This window comes from Pseudomonadota bacterium (assembly GCA_016719885.1).
GTDB lineage: Bacteria > Pseudomonadota > Gammaproteobacteria.
The window spans coordinates 19,632-38,044 of record JADJYF010000012.1 but is presented as its reverse complement, the minus strand read 5'-3'; the positions used below and the strand labels follow the sequence as shown (position 1 = coordinate 38,044).

At 64.9% G+C, this 18,413-nt stretch carries 16 protein-coding genes and 1 pseudogene; 10 read left to right on the top strand and 7 right to left on the bottom strand.

From position 1 onward, the window contains the following. Positions 1 to 112 precede the first annotated feature (112 nt). The gene (locus IPM80_13395) at positions 113 to 952 is read left to right on the top strand and encodes a sugar transferase (protein ID MBK8959393.1); all 840 of its coding nucleotides are present in this window, start codon (positions 113 to 115) and stop codon (positions 950 to 952) included. Between the two features lie 41 nt (positions 953 to 993). Here IPM80_13395 and rfbC read toward each other — a convergent pair whose 3' ends face one another. Then, positions 994 to 1,542, bottom strand: coding sequence for a dTDP-4-dehydrorhamnose 3,5-epimerase (gene rfbC, locus IPM80_13390; protein MBK8959392.1), 549 nt, complete (start codon positions 1,540 to 1,542; stop codon positions 994 to 996). Between the two features lie 354 nt (positions 1,543 to 1,896). Here rfbC and IPM80_13385 point away from each other — a divergent pair. From IPM80_13385 to IPM80_13365, 5 genes and pseudogenes are all read left to right on the top strand, one after another. Beyond that, positions 1,897 to 3,161: pseudogene (locus IPM80_13385) on the top strand (DegT/DnrJ/EryC1/StrS aminotransferase family protein). Between the two features lie 375 nt (positions 3,162 to 3,536). Beyond that, the gene (locus IPM80_13380) at positions 3,537 to 4,340 is read left to right on the top strand and encodes a polysaccharide biosynthesis/export family protein (GenBank protein ID MBK8959391.1); all 804 of its coding nucleotides are present in this window, start codon (positions 3,537 to 3,539) and stop codon (positions 4,338 to 4,340) included. Between the two features lie 50 nt (positions 4,341 to 4,390). Beyond that, positions 4,391 to 6,061 (top strand): hypothetical protein, encoded by a 1,671-nt coding sequence (locus IPM80_13375; protein MBK8959390.1) that lies wholly within the window; start codon positions 4,391 to 4,393, stop codon positions 6,059 to 6,061. Continuing rightward, positions 6,048 to 6,812: a hypothetical protein gene (locus IPM80_13370; GenBank protein ID MBK8959389.1), complete on the top strand. Its 765-nt coding sequence runs from the start codon at positions 6,048 to 6,050 to the stop codon at positions 6,810 to 6,812. The genes IPM80_13375 and IPM80_13370 overlap by 14 nt, the downstream gene beginning before the upstream one ends. Before the next feature lie 33 nt (positions 6,813 to 6,845). Further along, entirely contained in the window at positions 6,846 to 8,462 is a 1,617-nt protein-coding gene (locus tag IPM80_13365) for an O-antigen ligase family protein (GenBank protein ID MBK8959388.1), read from the top strand. Between the two features lie 7 nt (positions 8,463 to 8,469). On the opposite strand, the gene IPM80_13360 is transcribed toward IPM80_13365, so the two are convergent. The 5 genes from IPM80_13360 to IPM80_13340 all read right to left on the bottom strand — a co-directional run bounded on the left by IPM80_13360 (position 8,470) and on the right by IPM80_13340 (position 12,399). Beyond that, positions 8,470 to 8,784 (bottom strand): hypothetical protein, encoded by a 315-nt coding sequence (locus IPM80_13360; GenBank protein MBK8959387.1) that lies wholly within the window; start codon positions 8,782 to 8,784, stop codon positions 8,470 to 8,472. Beyond that, positions 8,765 to 9,442: a glycosyltransferase family 2 protein gene (locus tag IPM80_13355; GenBank protein MBK8959386.1), complete on the bottom strand. Its 678-nt coding sequence runs from the start codon at positions 9,440 to 9,442 to the stop codon at positions 8,765 to 8,767. The genes IPM80_13360 and IPM80_13355 overlap by 20 nt, the downstream gene beginning before the upstream one ends. A gap of 51 nt (positions 9,443 to 9,493) precedes the next feature. After that, entirely contained in the window at positions 9,494 to 10,180 is a 687-nt protein-coding gene (locus IPM80_13350) for an aspartyl/asparaginyl beta-hydroxylase domain-containing protein (protein ID MBK8959385.1), read from the bottom strand. A 7-nt stretch (positions 10,181 to 10,187) separates the two neighbouring features. Then, complete coding sequence (locus IPM80_13345; protein MBK8959384.1) at positions 10,188 to 10,880, bottom strand: NTP transferase domain-containing protein; 693 nt, start codon at positions 10,878 to 10,880, stop codon at positions 10,188 to 10,190. A 76-nt stretch (positions 10,881 to 10,956) separates the two neighbouring features. After that, positions 10,957 to 12,399 carry a flippase gene (locus tag IPM80_13340; GenBank protein ID MBK8959383.1) on the bottom strand — a complete coding sequence of 481 codons (1,443 nt, stop codon included), beginning with the start codon at positions 12,397 to 12,399 and terminating at the stop codon, positions 10,957 to 10,959. Between the two features lie 205 nt (positions 12,400 to 12,604). Here IPM80_13340 and IPM80_13335 point away from each other — a divergent pair, with 205 nt between their 5' ends. Genes IPM80_13335 through IPM80_13320 form a run of 4 tightly spaced genes read left to right on the top strand, consistent with a single transcriptional unit; the run spans position 12,605 to position 17,026 of the window. Then, on the top strand, positions 12,605 to 13,615 hold the full coding sequence (locus IPM80_13335) for a glycosyltransferase family 2 protein (GenBank protein MBK8959382.1): 1,011 nt from the start codon (positions 12,605 to 12,607) through the stop codon (positions 13,613 to 13,615). A 45-nt stretch (positions 13,616 to 13,660) separates the two neighbouring features. Then, positions 13,661 to 14,644 carry an NAD(P)-dependent oxidoreductase gene (locus IPM80_13330; GenBank protein MBK8959381.1) on the top strand — a complete coding sequence of 328 codons (984 nt, stop codon included), beginning with the start codon at positions 13,661 to 13,663 and terminating at the stop codon, positions 14,642 to 14,644. Beyond that, positions 14,644 to 15,777, top strand: a complete 1,134-nt coding sequence (rfbG, locus tag IPM80_13325; protein MBK8959380.1) for a CDP-glucose 4,6-dehydratase — start codon at positions 14,644 to 14,646, stop codon at positions 15,775 to 15,777. The genes IPM80_13330 and rfbG overlap by 1 nt, the downstream gene beginning before the upstream one ends. A 19-nt stretch (positions 15,778 to 15,796) precedes the next feature. After that, on the top strand, positions 15,797 to 17,026 hold the full coding sequence (locus IPM80_13320) for a class I SAM-dependent methyltransferase (GenBank protein MBK8959379.1): 1,230 nt from the start codon (positions 15,797 to 15,799) through the stop codon (positions 17,024 to 17,026). 138 nt (positions 17,027 to 17,164) lie between these two features. Here the strand turns inward: IPM80_13320 and IPM80_13315 are convergent, their stop codons facing one another. Continuing rightward, positions 17,165 to 18,400, bottom strand: coding sequence for a glycosyltransferase (locus IPM80_13315; GenBank protein ID MBK8959378.1), 1,236 nt, complete (start codon positions 18,398 to 18,400; stop codon positions 17,165 to 17,167). Positions 18,401 to 18,413: the final 13 nt, after the last annotated feature.

The following is an 18,413-nucleotide window of genomic DNA, read 5'->3' as shown; positions in this document are numbered from 1 at the left end:
GTTTCGGATGGTCGTCAGAGTCGGAGATATTGCCGCCATGTCGTGACGCTCATTTCTTCGGGCGTCGGTATGTGTTTGGCGGCACCAGCGCGGATAGCTTTGTGAAACCGGCATGAATCCACAGGGAAGCCCACAACACGACAGCCTCCGCTCGCGCGGCTTGCCGGGCGGCAAGCGTTGGTTCGATCTCGCTTTTTGCCTGTCGACGGCGGTCTTGTGGCTGCCGCTCGCGCTGACCGGCATGTTGGCCGTGTTGATCGGCAGTGGTTGGCCGGCGGTCTATGTTTCGTCGCGCGTCGTCTATCGTGGCGAACGGGCGCGGGTGATCAAATTGCGCGCCATGGTGCGCAATGCCGCCGCGATTGCGAATCGGCGCACCGTGCCCATAGGCTCGCAGCGGTTTCTGAATATCGCGCCCGACTCCGAACTCTACACGCCGGTGGGTCGCGTCATCGAGCGTCTCTACCTGACCGAGATCACCCAGTTCTTTCATGTGCTCACCGGCACGATGTCCGTGATCGGCAATCGGCCATTGCCGGCCGATGTCGTCGAGGCGCTCAGCGCCGCCTATCCCGAGGCCGAGGAGCGTTTCCTGACGCGCGCCGGTTTGACCGGTCCGGCGCAGCTGGTGGGCCGCGCCGCCCTCACCGACGAGGAACGGCTGAGCATCGAGATCGCCTACTGCCGCCATTGCCTGCGCGGCTATTCGATGCGGCTCGATGCCATGATCATCCTCTATACCGTGCTGATACTGGCGCGCATGCGCAAATCCATGACGGCGCCAGAAGTGGCGACATGCATGGCGGCCTGGGCCGGGTTGGACGAAAAACAGGCGCATGCCACGCCCCGCGCCGCCGTACACGCAGCGGTGATGCCGGCTGTTGTCAGCAAGGGCCGCACCGATGAGGCCTTGGCCAAGGAAGCGGCCGCGGAATGCCGTGGCGAGGGCTGAACCACCCGACGCGCGGCGAAGCCTTCAAGGCGGTGGGTGAGTCACGCGAACAGCGGCGTCTGCGCGAGATTCAAGCCCGCCTTGTCCCGTTCCGACAGCACGAGATCCCAAGCCAGCGTCGGCCACGCGATAGCGACAGTGCTGTCATTCCACAGCAGGCAGTGTTCGTCCGCGGGATCGTAATAGGCCGTTGCTTTGTACAGCACCACGGCCTTTTCACTCAGTACCAGGAAACCATGGGCGAACCCCGGCGGCAGCCAGAACTGCCTGCGGTTCTCCGCTGACAAGACCACCCCCTGCCACTGGCCGAAAGTCCGGGAGCCTTGGCGCAGGTCTACCCCCACATCGAAAATCTCACCGCTCACCACGCGAATCAGCTTGCCCTGCGGTTGGCGCAGCTGGTAATGCAGACCGCGCAGTACACCGCGGCCGGACTCGGTGTGATTGTCTTGCACGAAGTCGCTGTCGATGCCGGCCAAGGCCGCATAACGGCGCGCCGACCAGCTCTCGAAAAAGTGTCCCCGCTCGTCGAAATAGGTATCCGGCTCGATGGTGACGAGATCGGGGATCCGGCTAGGTGTGACTTCCATGGCGCGCTACGGTGTTGTGAAAATATTGATGGCCTGCGCCGGCCGGGCAAGGTGTCAGCAGCACTGTTCCACTCTGGGTCCGATACGTCAACTTGAAGCCCCGTGCCGCGCGCTTGAGTGTTGCCTGGTGGCGGGCTAACCTCGTGGCCGGGCATGAACCGCGAGCACTTCGTCGCCTCGCAGCCCGAGCCAGGTCGCGGCCTTGATTTGCATGCCCCTCTTTTTCTAACCCGGATGATTGCGGATCGTGGGGAACGTGCACCAGACCCGAAACACAACGCCCGCTTCTCCCTTACCTGTTGGTTGCGGTACGGGTGTACATGCGGCGGCCGCCGCGGACAGTGTCGCCGCGCCATGACCCACGCGGGTTCCGGGGAATCTGGGCCGCCCGCCACGCCGGATCCTGCGTCGCGCCATGGCGTCGCCACGCTACCTGCGGTCGCAGGCGGTGTGCCGGTGCGAGCCAAGGATCGCTTCCTGGTGTTCGGCGCGCCGGTGCTCGGCGACGAAGAAATGCAGGCGGTCGCCGACAGCATGCGCAAACGCTGGATCGGTGCCGGTCCCAAGGTTGCGCGGTTCGAAGCCGCCTTCGCGGCCTACAAGGGCGCGCCCACGCGGTGGCGGTGAGTTCGTGCTCGGCGGCCCTGCATTTGTCCCTGCTGGCGCTCGGCATCGGCGCGGGGGACGAAGTGATCTCTCCGTCCATGACCTTTTGCGCGGCGTTGAACAGCATCGTGCATGTCGGTGCGCTGCCGGTGCTGGTCGACTGCGATGTGCACAGCATGAACGTGACGGCCGCTTTCGAAGCGGCCATCACGCCGCGCACCAAGGCCATCATCATCGTCCATTTCGGTGGCCGCAGCTGCGCCATGGACGACATCATGGCAGTCGCGCGCCGCCACGGCGTGATGGTCATCGAAGACTGCGCGCACGCCATCGAAACCAGCTATCGCGGCACGCCCGCGGGTCTCATCGGCGACGTCGGCTGTTTCAGTTTTCACTCGACCAAGAACCTGACCACGGTCGAAGGTGGCATGGTGATTACGCGCAATCAGGCGCTCGCCGACAAGGTGCGCATCCTGGCCCAGCAAGGCATGTCCAACGATGCCTGGAGCCGCTTTTCCGCTCACGGGTACCGCCACTACCAGGTCACGGAAGCGGGCTTCAAATACAACATGACCGACGTGCAGGCGGCCATCGGTCTTTGCCAGCTTGCGCGCCTCGCCGACAACCACCAGCGACGCGCCCATATCTGGGCACGTTACCAAAGCCAATTGGCCGATTTGCCTTGTCTGTTGCCGCCGCCAGCCACCGCTGGCGATGTTCACGGACTGCACCTTTTTGCAATTCTTTTAGATCACGAGCGGCTGCGCATCACGCGTGACGAGGTGCTCGATGCACTGACGGCCGAGAACATCGGCGTCGGTGTGCACTATCGTCCGCTGCACCTTTCGCCCTATTACCAAGCGAATTTCGCCCGCGCGGGCGACGCGTTTCCGAATGCGCAATACATCGGAGAACGTACGCTGTCGCTGCCGATGTCGGCCGATCTTCGTGACGCGGATGTCGATGATGTCTGTTGTGCCTTGCGCAGGATCTTTGAATACTATGGCCGCTGACCGCGCCGCGGCTCCGGCATCGAGCGCCTCGCCGGCGGCGTGGACATAGGTCGAAGAATCGACGCCTTCATCGCCAGGCGCGGCCGGTGTCGTGACGGGCGGCCGACGGCGCACGCGATTGTGCTCGGGGTGACGCCAATATGACCCGCGCCCAGTGTTTTGCAGGTTCCGCAAAGTCAGACAAATGCAAGCAGCGGGCGGCGCTGCGCCACCCCCGGTACGGCAGTGCGCATGATTCGAGCGATATCCCACACGGCGTCCGCCCTCGATGAACGGGCGTCGCGTCGTGCCGCCGCGGCCAGCCGGTCCCGCGCGTGGCGGGCGCTGCGCAGTGTTTTGACCGGCGCGGGCCTGGCACTGATTGTCGGCTGTGCCATGCCGTCGATTCCGCGCAATGCGACGGTCGTCGCGCCGAACGAGAGCGTCGCGCTCAAGCACAAGTACGACACCTCCGGCGTGACCGCGAGCGGCGCCGAACCCTCCGTCGAGGTCAAACAGTCCAGCGGCGCTGTCGGTGGTCGCTACATCCTCGGGCCGGGCGACTTGCTCGCCGTCATCATCCAACGGGTGCCCGACGCCAAGTTCGACGTGGTGGTGCGCCCCGACGGTTACATCTCCCTGCCGATAGTCGATGAGGTCGAGGCCGCCGGACTCACGCCTGCACAGCTCGACCAGCGACTGACCCAGCTTTATGAGAAGCGCATCGTCGACCCGGACGTGTCGGTGATGGTCAAATCCCTGCGCGAGCCGATGGTCTACGTGCTCGGCAAAGTGGCGCGTCCCGGCCCGGTATCGTTCAAGGACGCGACCTCGGCGGCCGAAGCCATCGCGCGCGCGGGCGACCTGCTGCCAACGGCGGACGAGGGCAATGTCATGGTGTTGCGGCTGGACAAAGACGGCAAGATTCACCCGCTCGGCGTCGACCAGGCGGTCATCACCAATGCGTCCCACCATCAAGTGGCACCTTACATGGCGCTGGCGGCCACGCGGCTGGAACCGGAAGACGTGCTGTTCGTGCCGGAACGGGGCGCCGCCCGCTTCGGTACGGTTGTCGAGCAACTGACCAAGCCGCTGTCGTCCGCCAGTTCGGGGGTCGCGGCGGTGCTCAACCCGCTGCTGATCATCAAGCTGCTGAGGGCGCTCGATGACAGCAACAATGTCGGCGTATCGGCGCCCTGAGTCGCGGCCGACGATGAGCGCCAGCCGCAAGAGCCCGCACCACCCCAGCCATGCGCGCCGATAATCCTGAATCCATCGACTACCGGCGCGAGGCGGACAGCTTCGAGGTGCGCGCGGCGGTCAACCGTGTCATGGACGCGGTGCGCAAGCACCGGCTGTTGATATTGCTGTGCTGCATGTTCTGCCTGGTCCTGGTGTGGCTTTACGTGAAAACCTTCCCGCCGGTATTTCGCGCCGAGGTGCTGGTGCGGGCCGAAGCCGACGACGACAAGGCGCGCGAGATGTTCTACTCGCAGTGGAACACGTTTCGGAAAATCGAGCTGTCCTCGGAACGCGAGCTCATGACGTCTTCGCCGGTGGTGAGGCAGGTGGTCACCAAGCTGAATCTCGGTTACGACGACGTCTACCATTCCCATCTCAAGCAGATCACCTACCTGTGGTCCAAGTCGGCCGTCGGCAATGCCTATCGGTCGGTCAAGCGCTGGATCTTTCCGCCCACCCCGGCGCCGTTCGAACCCAGCCCCGAAGAAGTGCAACGCTCGAAGACCGTGAAGGGCTTCCAGGACGGCGCCGCGCTCGAGCCGGTGCCGGATAGCCATGTCGGCTACCTGGTGGTGAAGGGCCCAAGCTTCCGGGTCGCGGAAATGGCCAACGCGCTGATCGACGAATACATGAACTACCGGCGCCAGATGTACGTCGATGAAGCGGAGAACGCCTACAGGACGCTCGGTGAGGAAGTCGAGCGCGCCGCCAGGGAGCGTGACCGGGTGATGCAGGCACGTCTCGAGTTCGAGAACCAGAACCAGTTGGCGATGGGGTTCGTCAAGGACAAGGCCATCATGACCAACTGGGCGGAACTCAAGTCGCGCATCGACGATACCGAGTTCAAGCTCAAGAATCTCGAGGCCAGTCTCAAGGTTGTCGACGCTCAACTGAGTCAGGAATCGCCGACGGTATTGAAGAGCGACATGATGGGCCGCAACCCGGTCCGTGATGAAATGGAGCAGACCTTGTTCGGTTTGAACAAGGATCTCGCCGCCGCCGGCCAGATATACCAGCCGGGCTCGCCGGAGCTGCGCGCGGTGGCGAGCCAGATAGCCGATCTCGAACGGCGCCTGGCCCGCGAACCGCGCATGCTGCAATCGGCGACCGATCACGAACTGAGCGAGCGTTACGAATCCTTGCGTGCGCGCCGCCAGCAAATCGTGGCCGAACTGGCGTCGACACGCGCCGAACTCGAACGCATGCGTCAGACCCACGCCGACACCATCGCGCGCCTGGCGTCGCTGCCGGCCTTGGAGAAGCAGTACCTGGTGCTGGAGCGCGACCAGGAAATCGCGCTGATTCGCCTGCGCGAGCTGAGCGAGAAACTCATGCAGGCCGATGTTTCGCGCATCGCCGCCAAGAGCGCGCCGTCGTCGCTCAAGGTTGTCGACTACGCGTCCGCGCCCGACAAGTCCTCCTGGCCCAATGTGAAGCTGCTGTCTTTGGTGGCCCTGTTGTTCGGTCTGGCCGGCGGCACCGGCCTGGCGCTGCTCGCCGAGTTGCTGAACAATCGCGCGACCCGTTCGAATCTCGTTCAGCGCCCCGATCTACCGGTTTATGCCACCATCGAAATCACCCATCGCACCGGCCGACTGCGATGCCTGACCGGCGGCCCGCCCGCGCGTTTGCATAATCCGGTACGCGCCCTGGAGCGCTTGCGCAATGAAGACTCCTGAGTTGCAGCGCGTGCGCGACGAGCCTCTGAACGGCGCGGCCACGGGCGCCGCGCCCGATCCCGCAACGGCCGAGCACCAATCGCTGACCAGCGTCGCGAGTCAGGAACTGGTGGAAGCCGACGACAGCACGCGCATGGCCTACAGCCGCTTGGCGATGCGTCTCGAGCGCGATCTGCTGCACGAGGAACACGGCGCGAGCGTGCTGATCATGGCGGCTGATTACGACCGCGTTGCCATCGAAGCGAGCACCGAACTGGCGTGGCATTTTGCTGAAGATCTCGGACGCCGAGTGTTGCTGGTCGACGGCAGTTTCGGTCGCAACGGTTTGACCAAGGCCCTGGGCGGCGACAGGGCGCCGGGGCTGCAGGACATCCTCACCAGCGGCGCGCCGATGGATGCAGCCCTGCGCGCCGCGATGCGCAGGACAGCCCATCCCGCCATCTCGTTCGTCGCCTGCGGAAGTCAGCAGTCCGCGCAGCGACCGGCGGCGCGCGCCGCGGCCCTCGGCCAGTTTCTGAGTGTCGCCGCCGCTCTTTGCGATTTCGTCCTGGTCCAGGGGCCCGCGGTATCCCGCGCCAGCCGCACGCTGGCCTTCGGGCCGCTGGTCGATGCGACCTTGCTGATCGCGCTGGAGGGCGAATTGTCACTCAGCGAGATAGCCAACGCCCAGACCATCCTGAATGAATGCGGGGCCGAGCGCGTCGGACTCGTGCTCGGCGCCCCGCGTGCCCGCCCGGGCGAAAGCGCCTGACGGAGCGCGGCGCTTCGGCCGCCGCCGCCGCTGATGTTCGCGCGCCTGGGGCCGACGCTGCGACAGTTCAGCAGCCAGTTGTGGCTGTTCCTCGGCATGCTGGTGGTGGCGTTTTGCGCGATCACCGCCACCGCCATTTCGATGATGTCGAACGAATACCTGGTCGCCGTGGTGCTGGCCATCGGTTTGTTGTTTGGCCTCGTGCTGTCGGGCAACGCGCGGCTGTTCATCTTCTACGCGCTGGTGTTTCTCGCGCCGTGGAATATCAAGCGCGACTTCATGTACTTCGGGCACATGGGCGGGGCGGTGTCCTTCGACTTCCATATCTCCGACCCCTTCCTGGTCGCGCTGCTGGGTTTTCAGGTGCGCGACTGGCTGAGTGGCTACAAGCGCCCCTACCGTTTCCCGCGCACGCTGCTGCCATGGCTGATCCTGATGGCGCTGGGCGCGATGGACGTCGTGCGCGGCAACTTCGCCCTGGTCACCGCCCACGAAATATTCCGCATGGGGCGCATCCTGCTGTGGATGCTGGTCATCATCAACGAAGTGGTGCGGCGACGTCTGTTCATGCATGCGACCCTGGCGCTGCTGCTTGCCGCCGCAGTCCAGGCGGGTTTCGCGGTGCTGCAGGTGCTGGGCATCGAGTTCGGTCTGCAGAACTATGGAGAGATGACCCGCAAGGGCATGCAGAATCTCGGCATGGCCACCCTGGTAGGCGAGCGTGGCATCAAGCGCGTGGCCGGCGTGATGACGCACCCGAACATTCTCGGCGCCTACCTGGCCGTGGTGACCGGCGTTGGACTGAGTTTTCTGTTCACGCCCCTGCGCTGGCCCTTGAAGGTCGTGATCGGCGCGATGCTGGCGCTGTTCACCGTGATCATCGTGCTGACCTTGTCGCGCGGCGGCTGGGTCGACCTTGCCTTCGTGGTGGTCGCCATTCCGCTGCTGACCCATGTGCATCGCCAGGCGCGCGCGCGCTATTTCATGCTGCGCGCCGCGATCGCGGCCGGTGCCGGCATCGTCCTGGTCGCATTCAGCAACCAGATCATTGCGCGTCTGAACCGCTCGGATCCCGATGCCGTGGGCGCACGCTTCGATTTCATGGTGACGGCGTGGAAGATGATCAGCACCAGTCCGTGGTTCGGTTTTGGTCTGAATACCTATACGCTCGAGCAGCCGCCTTACACGCGCTTCGGCAGCGTCGCCGGCATGCTGCACGCCTACGGCGATGTCGGCAACTGGCCGGCGGTGCACAACACCTGGCTGCTGGTGTGGGTGGAGCAGGGCACTGTCGGGCTCATGGTGTGGGTGGCGCTCCACCTGGTGATCATCGCCGTCGGCGTGCGCAACCTGCGCATTCGCGACCCGATGCTGAACGCGCTGAATATCGGGCTGTTGTGCGGCTTTGTCGCGATCATGCTGGACGGCATGGTGAGCTTCTTCGACCGCGTGCACCAAGCGGTCGTGATCTGGAATTTCGCGGCGTTGATCATCGCCCTGGAGTATTGGCGTCGGGCCAACGAGGAGCGCGTGGTGACGGCGCCTGCGCCGCTGCCTGCCAATCCAGGGCCGCATCGTCGCCAAGGCTGGCTGGTGCCCAGGAACGTCGGCCGCTTGCTGCGTCAGCCGACGCGACGGCTGGGTGAATGAACGCGATTCAGGTCCTGTGGCTACGCCGCAGGTAGCGGCTTTCGCGGCCGAGCCAGGCGCAGGTGCGTGCCAACAGGTAGGGCAGGGAGCCGTGGCGCAGGATGCGGGTCAGGCCGCGCCACGTCTGGCCGGCGGCTAGCTCCGCCACCCCAATCACGGTCTGCGAACCGCGGCGACGGCGCTGCAGCGTGGCGCCGTCGAGACCGTCACCGAAGTGTTCGATGATGGCCAGGAACTCGGTGAAGATCTGAATGTTGTGTACCGATGTCAGCCCGCCGGCGTGCACCCGGTAGAGGCAGCATTCACCCTGCACCGCGCGCACCTGCCAATCCCGACTCAAGGCCAGCCAGTAATAGAGATCGGGACACAGACGAATGTGCTCGGGCAGCGGTGCGATAGCCTGGTAGGCCGCGCGACGGATCATCGCCGTGCTCATGGGCACGAAGTTCGAAACCGTCAGCAAGGTGTGGAAAAACGTCGCCCTCGGGCAGCGCCGTGTCTTCGAAATGATGATCGAAGTCGCGTCCGTGATGCCGGGCGCCGAAGCGCTTTGCCCGCCCGTAGACGAGACCGACCTTGCCGTCGAGGTCCTGATCGGCAATGGCCATCTGGCGGGCGAGCTTGTCCGGCAGCCAGATGTCATCCTGATCAAGAAACGCAATCCATTCCCCGTGCGCGAGGACCAGGGCCGCCTGACGGGCCTGGCTCAGATTGAGCAAGCGCGGCGCGCGCACGTAGCGCAGTCGCGCATCGGAGTAGCGCTCGAACACCGCGGCGCTGCCATCGGTCGAGCAATCGTCATACAGCAGCAACTCCCAGTCCGTGTAGGTTTGGGCGAGCGCGCTGTCCAGGGCTTCGGCGAGAAACTCCGCGCCGTTATAGCAATTGACGATAATCGTGACGCGCGGCCGTTCGCCTTCCGCGCATCGCGGCGTCGATGGCTCGGCATTGGATGGCACGCTGTGCGCTGAACAGGTCATCTAGGGCCTTGCGCGGCGGCGGCGCAGCCAGGGGCCGTGCGGCGCGGACAGTCAATCGAGTTCCGGCGACAGGCCGAAATGGCGGGCATTACGCACCGCCTCCATGATGAAAGGACGACTGGAAAAACGCCAGACCATCAGCCGGTTGAGCAAGGCCAGCGGCATTGGCAAGGGGCGCAGGAAGTCGACGAACAGCACCACGCGCTGCGCGGGCGCATCGTTCCAGGCTTGATGCACATGGCTGTCATCGAACACCAGGCTGCCACCTTCGACCCATGGGCGAGTGTCATCCTTGACGCGAATGCGGCAATCGCCACCGTCAGGCACCCTGAGTCCGAGGTGGTAGCGCAGCACGCCCTTGTAGGGACCGCGATGTTCGGGGATGTGCTTGCCCGGCGCGAGAATGGAAAACATGGCGGTCTTCATGCCCGGAATCTCGCGCACCAGGCGGGTGGTGGCCGGGCAGCGCGCGCAGTTGTCGTCTATGGCATGTCCGTAGATGTACAGGAAGAAGGTCTTCCAGTCGTCGTTTGCGGTGAGCGCGCGCTGGTCGGCCGAGACGTCCTGGAAGTTCGGGATCTGTTCGCGTTGCCGCAGCACCGCGTCGAGTTCAGCGCGGATATCCAACCACTGCGCCTGCAGCGTCGCCGTCCACGGAAAGTCGGCCGGCTCGAAGAACGCGGTCGCACTGCTGGCGTCGAAGCGCCAGATCAGCTTTTCGACAAGCTCCAGCAGCATGACGCGCCTAGCCGCGCCAGAAGGTGTTTCCCGAGCGCACCAGTTCCTCGAGCTCGCGTTGATCCTTGTAACTGTCCATGGACTTGAAGCGACCGGGGTATTTGAAGGTGTACAGCTGACCGCCGCGCGCCAGCGCCGGCAGCACGTCGGTCTCGAGGTTTTCGCCCTCCCATACGGAGAATACCTCGGGGTCGAACACCAGGAACCCGGCGTTGATCCAGTGGTCGTGCAAGGTCGGCTTCTCGCGGAATGCCCGCACCCGACCGCTGTCATCGAAATCAATGGTGCCGTACTGGCAAGGCATGGGCACCGCCGTGATCGTGGCCAGGCCGCTGTGGCTGTCATGAAAGGCCACCAGGTCGTCGAGCGGAATGGCCGCCAGGCCATCTGAATAGGTGGCGATGAACTTGCCCTGCAGGTGCTCCCGGCAGCGCAGGATGCGTCCGCCGGTCAGGGTCTCGTCACCGGTATCCACCAGGCGCACGTTCCAGCCGAGTTCCTTGCCTTCGAAGTAATCCATGATCACTTCCTTGCGGTGGCCGAGCGCCAGCACGAAATCGCGATAGCCCTGTTCGGCGAAGATCTTCATGACGTGCATGAGTATCGGCGCGCCATCCACCGGCAACATCGGCTTGGGAATATGGTCGGTATACGGGTACGCGCGCGTGCCTAGGCCGCCGCACAGGATGAGCACTTGCATGGTGAGTCTCCGACCCCTGCTCGAAGAGCGGTGTTGATGGTAGTCGCCGGGCGCTGGCCGTCTCGCCGCCGACCGCTCACGTGTCGTCGCGCGCGCGCGCGGCCGCTCGCGGGTGGCGTGACCCTGGCAGGTAGTCTGCAGGAATCACCTTAAGCGCCCACAGCATGGCAGCGTAAACAATTGTCGCCCCGCCGATCTGTACCACAAGCCCGGCAGGGCGCAACAATATCGGTGTCAACGCAAGGCCGGCAATCGACAGGAAAATGCGCGCCCAGCGACCCGCTGAAAACTCGGTGCCGATGCGCGACACCGCGCAATATAGCGAAATTGCCGCCATCAGCGCGCCGCTGGCGATACTCGCCCAGGCCGCGCCCGTCACGCCAAAATGGGGTACCAGCGACAGGTTGAGCGCGATGTTCAATGCCGCGCACAGGGCCGCGCTCCACGATTGATAGCGGACGTTGCCGACCGCCACGTTCATGGCCGAGGCGAGGTAGGTGATGGACAGCAGCAGCAGGGTCCAACCGAACATCGCCAGCAGCGGCGCCGATGACGCGAAGCGCGCGCCGTACACGAGGCTCACCAGCGGTTCCGCAAGCCACATGGCGAAGATCGGAACGGGCAGCGCCAGCACCGCGGCGAGCGCGAACAGGTCCTCGGTGACAGCCGCCAGGCTGGCGTGCTCATTGCGGTGGCGGGCGGTCAACAGCGGGATCAAGGGCAGCACCGCGGTGGCGACGAAAGTCGTGCCGATGTCGAGCAGGCGTGAAGCCGCGTTGTAGATGCCGACGTCGTCGAGACTGAGCAGGTCGCCGATGATGAACACGTCCGAACGCGTGCCGATGGCGTTGAACAGTGACCACAGGCCCATGGGCGCCGCCATCACCAGGATGGTGCGCAGGGTGTCGCGTCGCAGTGTAAAGCGCGGCCGGTTGATGGCCCATGCGAGGCGCAACGCGAAGCAGAAAAATACCAGCTGCGAAAATGCGAAGCCGCACAGGTAGGCGATCACGTTGCCTTTGCACAGCAGCACCGCCGCCGTCGTAGCCAGCTGGGCCACCGCCAGCACCGCCGCCGCGTACAGCGTATATAGCGGTTTGCCGAAGATCTGATACACCGACTCGAAGAAGCGTGCACCGACGAATGGCACGGCGATACAGCCGATGGCGAGAGGCAGCATCAGATCCGGGCGTAACCATCGCGCCAACAGCAGCGCGATAGCGGTGGCGAGGATCGCGAGCACCGCGCGCAGCAGCAGGAAATTGCCGAAATACGCGCCCGGGTCGTGGTCATTTTCCTTGGCCAGGCCATGCGCCAGCGCGACATTGGTGCCGAGATCCGCGAGCGCGCCGGCCAGCATCACGAAGGTCGTGACATAGGCGACCTGCCCGAAGGCGGTGACGCCGAGTACGCGTGCGACCAACAGAATGGAAGCCAGCGAAGCTGCCATCGACAACACCCGCGCAGCAGCCTGCGCGGCCGCGTTGCCGAGATAATCTTGTGACGGGCTGCCGCTCATCGAAGGTTGCTGACGACTGACTCGAAAGGCATCAGGACTGCTGCAAGTGGTCGTCATGAAACGACGGGTATGCCGTGCTAGGATAGCCCAGAACCGGCGAGCAGATAGCTCATCGTGCGCATTCCGCTGCCGGGTTCGGCAGATCCAATTCCCATGGCCGAGACTTCGTGCCGGCGCGCCGAGACAGCGAGAGACGTGTGCCATCATGGCTACTGTGTTCGTGGGTATACCCACTCGCAATCGACCACACTACGTCAAACAAGCGCTGCGCAGCGTGTGTGAGCAGTCTTTCCGCGATGTTCGCATCGTGGTCAGCGACAACTGCTCCGAGCCGGCATTGCTGGACGAGTTGCGTGCCTACGTGGCCGCCCTCGATGACCCGCGCGTGACACTGGTCGAGCAGCCAGTCAACTGCGGCCACAACGGTCAGTTGGTCTACCTGTTCGCGCAATGCCACGAAGAATTTTTCATGCTGCTCGACGATGACGATATCCTCGAGCACGAATTTCTCGCCACGGCGCTCGACCGTCTGAGTGAAAACCCCGATGTCGCGCTGTTTGGTTGCGACCAGAATCTCATCGACGAATCGTCGACCTTGTTGCCCGAAAAGACCCTGAGCTATAGCGCGGACCTTGGTCGTGACCGCCTGGCCGAAGGGGTTCACGACGGCATTTTGCCCATGGTGCTTTGGCGCGGCGTGTTTTCGTTCTCGGCGACACTGTTTCGTACCAGCGTCTTGCGCGACTGTGGCACGCTCGACCATCCCGACGTGCAGAACATCGATTTCAACGTCTACCTGCGCCTCGCCGAACGCGGGCGCAAGGCGTGGTGGTGCACACAGAAACTGAGCCGCTACCGATGGCATGCCGATCAGACCCGCAAACGCGTGAGCTGGGAGTTCAACGAGGCCTGGATCGCGACCTATGCCGGACTGCTGGAGCGCCGCGCGTTCAGCGGGGAAGCGGAGCGTATCCGCCGTTTCTTGCTGGCCTTCGCCTACCGGCGTCTCGCCTACATCGAGTTCGTGCGCGGTGCCTACCGCGCCGCGTATCGCTACCTGGTGTGGACCGTGCAACTCGACCCGTTCAACTGGCGAGCGTGGAGCAAGGTACTGTTCGCGGCGCTGTTCCCGTTCCTGATCGCGCCGTTGTGGACGCACAAGGTGACTTTGCGCCCGACCGCATCCGTCGAGTCGGCGTCCCAGGTGGCGACGTGACACCGCGCGCAAGGGGCCCGCGCCTGGTACGGGCTCGCCGCTGCCATGCCTGACGCATCGGCCCGGGTACTGGCCGACGCCGGCCTGTCGGTGCTTGTCACCGGCGCCGGCGGATTCATCGGCGCCCACTTATTGCAGCGGCTGCTCGATGCTGGCGTCCGGGCCCGCGGCTGGGTGCGCGCGCGCGCCGCGGAGGCGGCACCCGCGTACCGGCATCAGTACTGCCGGGAAGTCGACCTGTGCGACATTGACAGCCTGCGCGCGGCGCTGCGCGAGGACTCGCCCGACTGTGTCTTTCACCTGGCCGCGGACGCGATACGTCGCGAAGCCCCCCACGCCGACTCGCGATTCGACAACGTCGATACGACGCGTCACCTGCTCGAGGCGCTGGCCGAGCAGGCACCCGGGGCGGCCGTGGTGTTGGCCTCCAGTGAATCGGTCTACGGCCCCGGCACGGGGTGCGCGTTCGACGAGGCGACGCCGCCGGCGCCGGCCGATGCTTACGCGGTGTCCAAGCTTGAGTGCGAACAACTCGTGCAGTCGCTGTGGGCGCATGCGGGGCGACGCGCCGCGATTGCGCGCCTCAGCAACGTCTACGGCGGCGGCGATCGTCACCGCAGTCGCCTGGTACCGGGTGCGATCCTGGCGGTGCTGAACGGACTGCCGCCGACACTGCGCTCCAACCCTGCCCAGACGCGTGATTTCCTGTATATCGACGACGCCGTGCGTGGCCTGTTGCGGATCGGCGCCGGCGCCCGGCTCGCGCCGCGCGGCGAGTGCATCTTCAATCTTGCCAGCGGCCGAAGCGTCAGCATCGGCAAGCTGGTGACGGACATCGCCCGCATCGCGGGACGGCCCGAGCTTGCGCCTCCCGTGCCGGTGCGGCTCGAGCCGTTGCCGCCGCGCCAGGTGGTCATCGCGCGTGTCGGCCAAGCATGTGCCTGGGCGCCCGAGTTCGGCCTGCACGAGGGCCTGGCGCGCAGCGTGCGCTGGTACCGCGAAAATTTCGCTGTCTTCGGAGAACCATGATGTCGCAGGCGTCACTCGCCGCTTTCGGAAACTACTACGCCGGACGCACGGTGCTGGTGACCGGGCATACCGGCTTCAAGGGCTCGTGGCTGTGCGTGTGGCTCAAAGCCCTGGGGGCCAGGGTGATTGGCTATGCCCTGCCGCCCATCACCGAGCCCTCGATGTTTCGCCTGTGCGGGCTCGAACAACAGCTGACCCACGTGGTGGGTGACATTCGCGACCATGGGCATCTCGCCCAGGTGATCGCGCAGCATCGGCCGGAGATCATCATCCATCTTGCCGCACAGGCGCTGGTGGTCGAGTCGCTGCGCAATCCTCGCGAGACCTTCGAAGTCAATTTCATGGGCAGCATGAACGTGCTGGATCTCGCCGTGCGCAGTGACTTCGTGTCCGCGGTGGTGGCCATCACCAGTGACAAGTGCTACCGCAACGTGGGCTGGGAATGGGGCTACCGGGAGATCGATCCGCTGGGCGGCGTGGAGGCTTACAGCGCCAGCAAGGCCGCGGCGGAAAACGGTATCGGCGCCTACCAGCATCCTGCGTTCCAGGCCGGCATGACCGGCGGGCCTCGCGTTGTGCCCATCGCTTCGGCGCGGGCGGGCAACGTGGTCGGCGGTGGCGACTGGTCCGAGGGGCGCCTGGTGCCGGACGTGGCCCGCGCGATCAGCGCCCGGCGACCCATCGCGCTGCGGTCACCCAATGCGACTCGCCCATGGCAGCATGTTCTCGAGCCCTTGAGCGGTTACCTGTGGCTGGGGGCGAAACTTGCGACCGCCGCGGAGCCGACGCGCTACGCGAGCGGCTGGAACTTCGGCCCCATCGACCGCGGCGTGCACCCGGTGCTCGATGTCGTGCAACGCATGGTTCAGGCGTGGCCGGCGCCAGACAGTCCGATCGAAGTGGGCCACGTCGATATGAGCGAAGCCATGCTGCTGGCGCTCGATTGCAGCAAGGCGCGCAGCCATCTCGGCTGGTCGGCGAGCTGGGACATCAATCAGACCGTGGCGGCGACCGCCGGTTGGTATCGCCGCTATTACGAGGATCGGAACGCCGATATGCTCGCCTTCAGCACCGGGCAAATCGAACAATACATCGCCGACGCGCGCGCCCTCGGCCAGGCGTGGGCGCGCTGAACCGGCACAGGAACACCTCATGCACAGCCCGTCCTTTCATTGCCGCGCCTGCGACAGCGGCCAGGCCACCGAGTTGCTGGATCTCGGAGCGCTGCCCCTGGGCAACGCGTTCGTGGCACGCGCCGCTGACACGGATGACGATTTTCGACCGCCGCTGACGCTGGTGATGTGCGCCGATTGTGGCCTCATCCAGCTGGCCGCACCCATCGACCGCGCGCTGCTGTTCACCCATTACCTGTGGGTGACGGGCACTTCGGCGTCGGCGATGCGCCACGCGCAATGGCTGGCGACGCGACTCGCGGCGCGGACATCGCCATCGCAGCCGTCGTTCCTGGTCGAGATCGCCAGCAACGACGGCTCCTTTCTGCGCCACTACCGCGCGGCCGGTTTCGACATTCTCGGTGTCGACCCCAGCGATGTCGGCGCCAAGGCCGACGCCGCCGGCCTGCCGACCATGCGTGCGTTTTTCGGCGCGGCGGCGGCGCGTGACATCGTGACCCGCCATCGCCACGCTGACGTCATCGTGGCGCGTAACGTGCTGGGCCACTCCAGCGAGTTACGCGATCTCATGGATGGCGTGGCGCAACTGCTGGCACCGCGCGGACGTTTCGTCATCGAGCATCCCTACGCCTACCTGCTGCGCGATGAGATCCAGTACGACACCATCTTTCACGAGCACGTGTCCTACCCCACCGTCAAATCGGTGGCGGGGCTGGTGGCGCGCTACGGCATGAAGGTGGTGGATGTGAACTTCGTCGACATGAACGGTGGCTCGATGCTGGTGGAGGTGGTGCGCAGCGACGACCCCGCGCCGCGCGCCGATCTCGGCCTCATCGCCTTCGAAGATTTCATAGCACTGAATGCGCCGGCCGGCTGGGTGGATTTCCGCGAGAAGGTGCATCGCCAGCGCGCCTCGCTGCGAGACCTGCTGGCGCAACTGAACGCCGAGGGGCGTACCGTGGTCGGTTACGGCGCGGCCGCCAAGTGCATGACCATGCTCAACTACTGCGGCATCGATACCCGCCTGGTCCGTGCCTTCGGCGACGCCAACCCGCTCAAACAGGGTTTGCTGTGTCCGGGCGTGCGCATCCCGGTGGTGTCGCCGGCTGAACTCATGGCCATGCAGCCCGATTACGTGCTGATCGGCGCATGGAACCTCCGGCAGGAAATCGTACGCCAGTTCCGCGCCGATCTTGCCTACACCGGCAAGTTCATCGTGCCTCTGCCGGAGCCTAGGGTCATCGACTAGAAGCGGCCTCAAAATTGCTGCGCTTGTCATTTCGCGCGCCGGCGGTGCTCGAAAATCCTCACGTATTTCCATATACGCTGCGGCTTCTCCGCTCCGTCGCCGCGAACCGACTGCGCTCGCTGAATTTTGAGACCACTTCTAGACGCGCGCGCCGGCCTCGCGGTAAACCGCCTTGATGCGCTCGTAATAGGCCACCGGGTCGAGATTCGCTTCCGCCCAGCGCCGCGCCGCGCGACCCATGGCCCGCGCCCGCATAGGATCGCCCGCGATGCTTTCCAAGGCGGCCGCCAGTTGCATCGGATCCTTGGGCGGCACCAGCAGGCCGCTTTCCTCGGTGACGAGGTCGGGCATGCCTCCCATGCGCGTACAAACGACCGGCTTGCCCGCCGCCAGCGCCTGGTAGATGACATAGGGCGAAGGTTCGTGCCACTCCGATGGCACCGCCACCACCGAGCTCGCGGCGAGATAGGGTGTGAGGTCGGCGCCCCACTTGGGACCGACGAACTCCACGTTGTCGCCGCCGTGGGCGCGCTGCCAGGCGATGCATGCATCGAGCTGCGAGCCATCGCCGACCACCTTGAGCTTGAGCGCGGGCAAGGTCTTCATCGCCTGCAAAAGCGTGAACACGCCTTTCTCCAGTTCCACGCGCCCGAAGTAGAGGATGTGGCGCGCTTCGGTGTCGGTGTCCGGTGGCGGTCCGAGGTCGAAAGGATTGAGCAGGGTGACGAGCTTGGCGGGCGCATGCCCGGCTTCAATCATCTTGCCGCGCATGAAATCGTTGGATACGACGAAGCGATCGATACCGCGGTAGATGCCCATCAGGTTCTGGTGCAGGTACATCTCCATCATGCCCAGCGCGCTTGCCGCCAGCGAACCCTTCAAGCAGCGTGTCAGCAACGCATGGTAGTGCCTTCCTCCCGCGCAGCGCTCACAGATTTCGTGGCGTGAATCGAGGTAAAGCCGCAGCGAGGCGCACACATGCTTATAGGTGTTGACACTCTGCACCATCGGGATGCCGTGCTGCTTGAGCTCATGGATGATCGACGGCGACATGTGGTTCTCGATCGCCTGCAGATGCGCGACCTCGGGCCGCACTTCGCGGATCAAGGCCGCGAGTTTGCGGCGCGCTTCCCGCGAATAGAAGGTTCGCGACAGGATGCGTGCGAAATTGAGCACGCGGTAGGCACCCTTGGCGCGTAGATCCAGCGGCGCGAGGAAGTGTCGGGCATAGGGGCTAGGTGGGTTGCGCGGGTCCGCCAGTGCAAACGGCACTGTCTCGTCACCATGCCGCGCGAGGATGTCCGCCAGCTGCTGGAAATAGACCTCCGTACCGCCGACCGGATGGTAGAACTTGTGCGCGAGCAGGACCTTCAAGGGGCGTAGGGCG

Coding starts and splice junctions, on each gene's coding strand:
- IPM80_13395 (MBK8959393.1), top strand. CDS start 113: ATGAATCCACAGGGAAGCCCACAACACGACAGCCTCCGCTCGCGCGGC.
- rfbC (MBK8959392.1), bottom strand. CDS start 1,542: ATGGAAGTCACACCTAGCCGGATCCCCGATCTCGTCACCATCGAGCCG.
- IPM80_13380 (MBK8959391.1), top strand. CDS start 3,537: ATGCCGTCGATTCCGCGCAATGCGACGGTCGTCGCGCCGAACGAGAGC.
- IPM80_13375 (MBK8959390.1), top strand. CDS start 4,391: ATGCGCGCCGATAATCCTGAATCCATCGACTACCGGCGCGAGGCGGAC.
- IPM80_13370 (MBK8959389.1), top strand. CDS start 6,048: ATGAAGACTCCTGAGTTGCAGCGCGTGCGCGACGAGCCTCTGAACGGC.
- IPM80_13365 (MBK8959388.1), top strand. CDS start 6,846: ATGTTCGCGCGCCTGGGGCCGACGCTGCGACAGTTCAGCAGCCAGTTG.
- IPM80_13355 (MBK8959386.1), bottom strand. CDS start 9,442: ATGACCTGTTCAGCGCACAGCGTGCCATCCAATGCCGAGCCATCGACG.
- IPM80_13350 (MBK8959385.1), bottom strand. CDS start 10,180: ATGCTGCTGGAGCTTGTCGAAAAGCTGATCTGGCGCTTCGACGCCAGC.
- IPM80_13345 (MBK8959384.1), bottom strand. CDS start 10,880: ATGCAAGTGCTCATCCTGTGCGGCGGCCTAGGCACGCGCGCGTACCCG.
- IPM80_13340 (MBK8959383.1), bottom strand. CDS start 12,399: ATGAGCGGCAGCCCGTCACAAGATTATCTCGGCAACGCGGCCGCGCAG.
- IPM80_13335 (MBK8959382.1), top strand. CDS start 12,605: ATGGCTACTGTGTTCGTGGGTATACCCACTCGCAATCGACCACACTAC.
- IPM80_13330 (MBK8959381.1), top strand. CDS start 13,661: ATGCCTGACGCATCGGCCCGGGTACTGGCCGACGCCGGCCTGTCGGTG.
- rfbG (MBK8959380.1), top strand. CDS start 14,644: ATGTCGCAGGCGTCACTCGCCGCTTTCGGAAACTACTACGCCGGACGC.
- IPM80_13320 (MBK8959379.1), top strand. CDS start 15,797: ATGCACAGCCCGTCCTTTCATTGCCGCGCCTGCGACAGCGGCCAGGCC.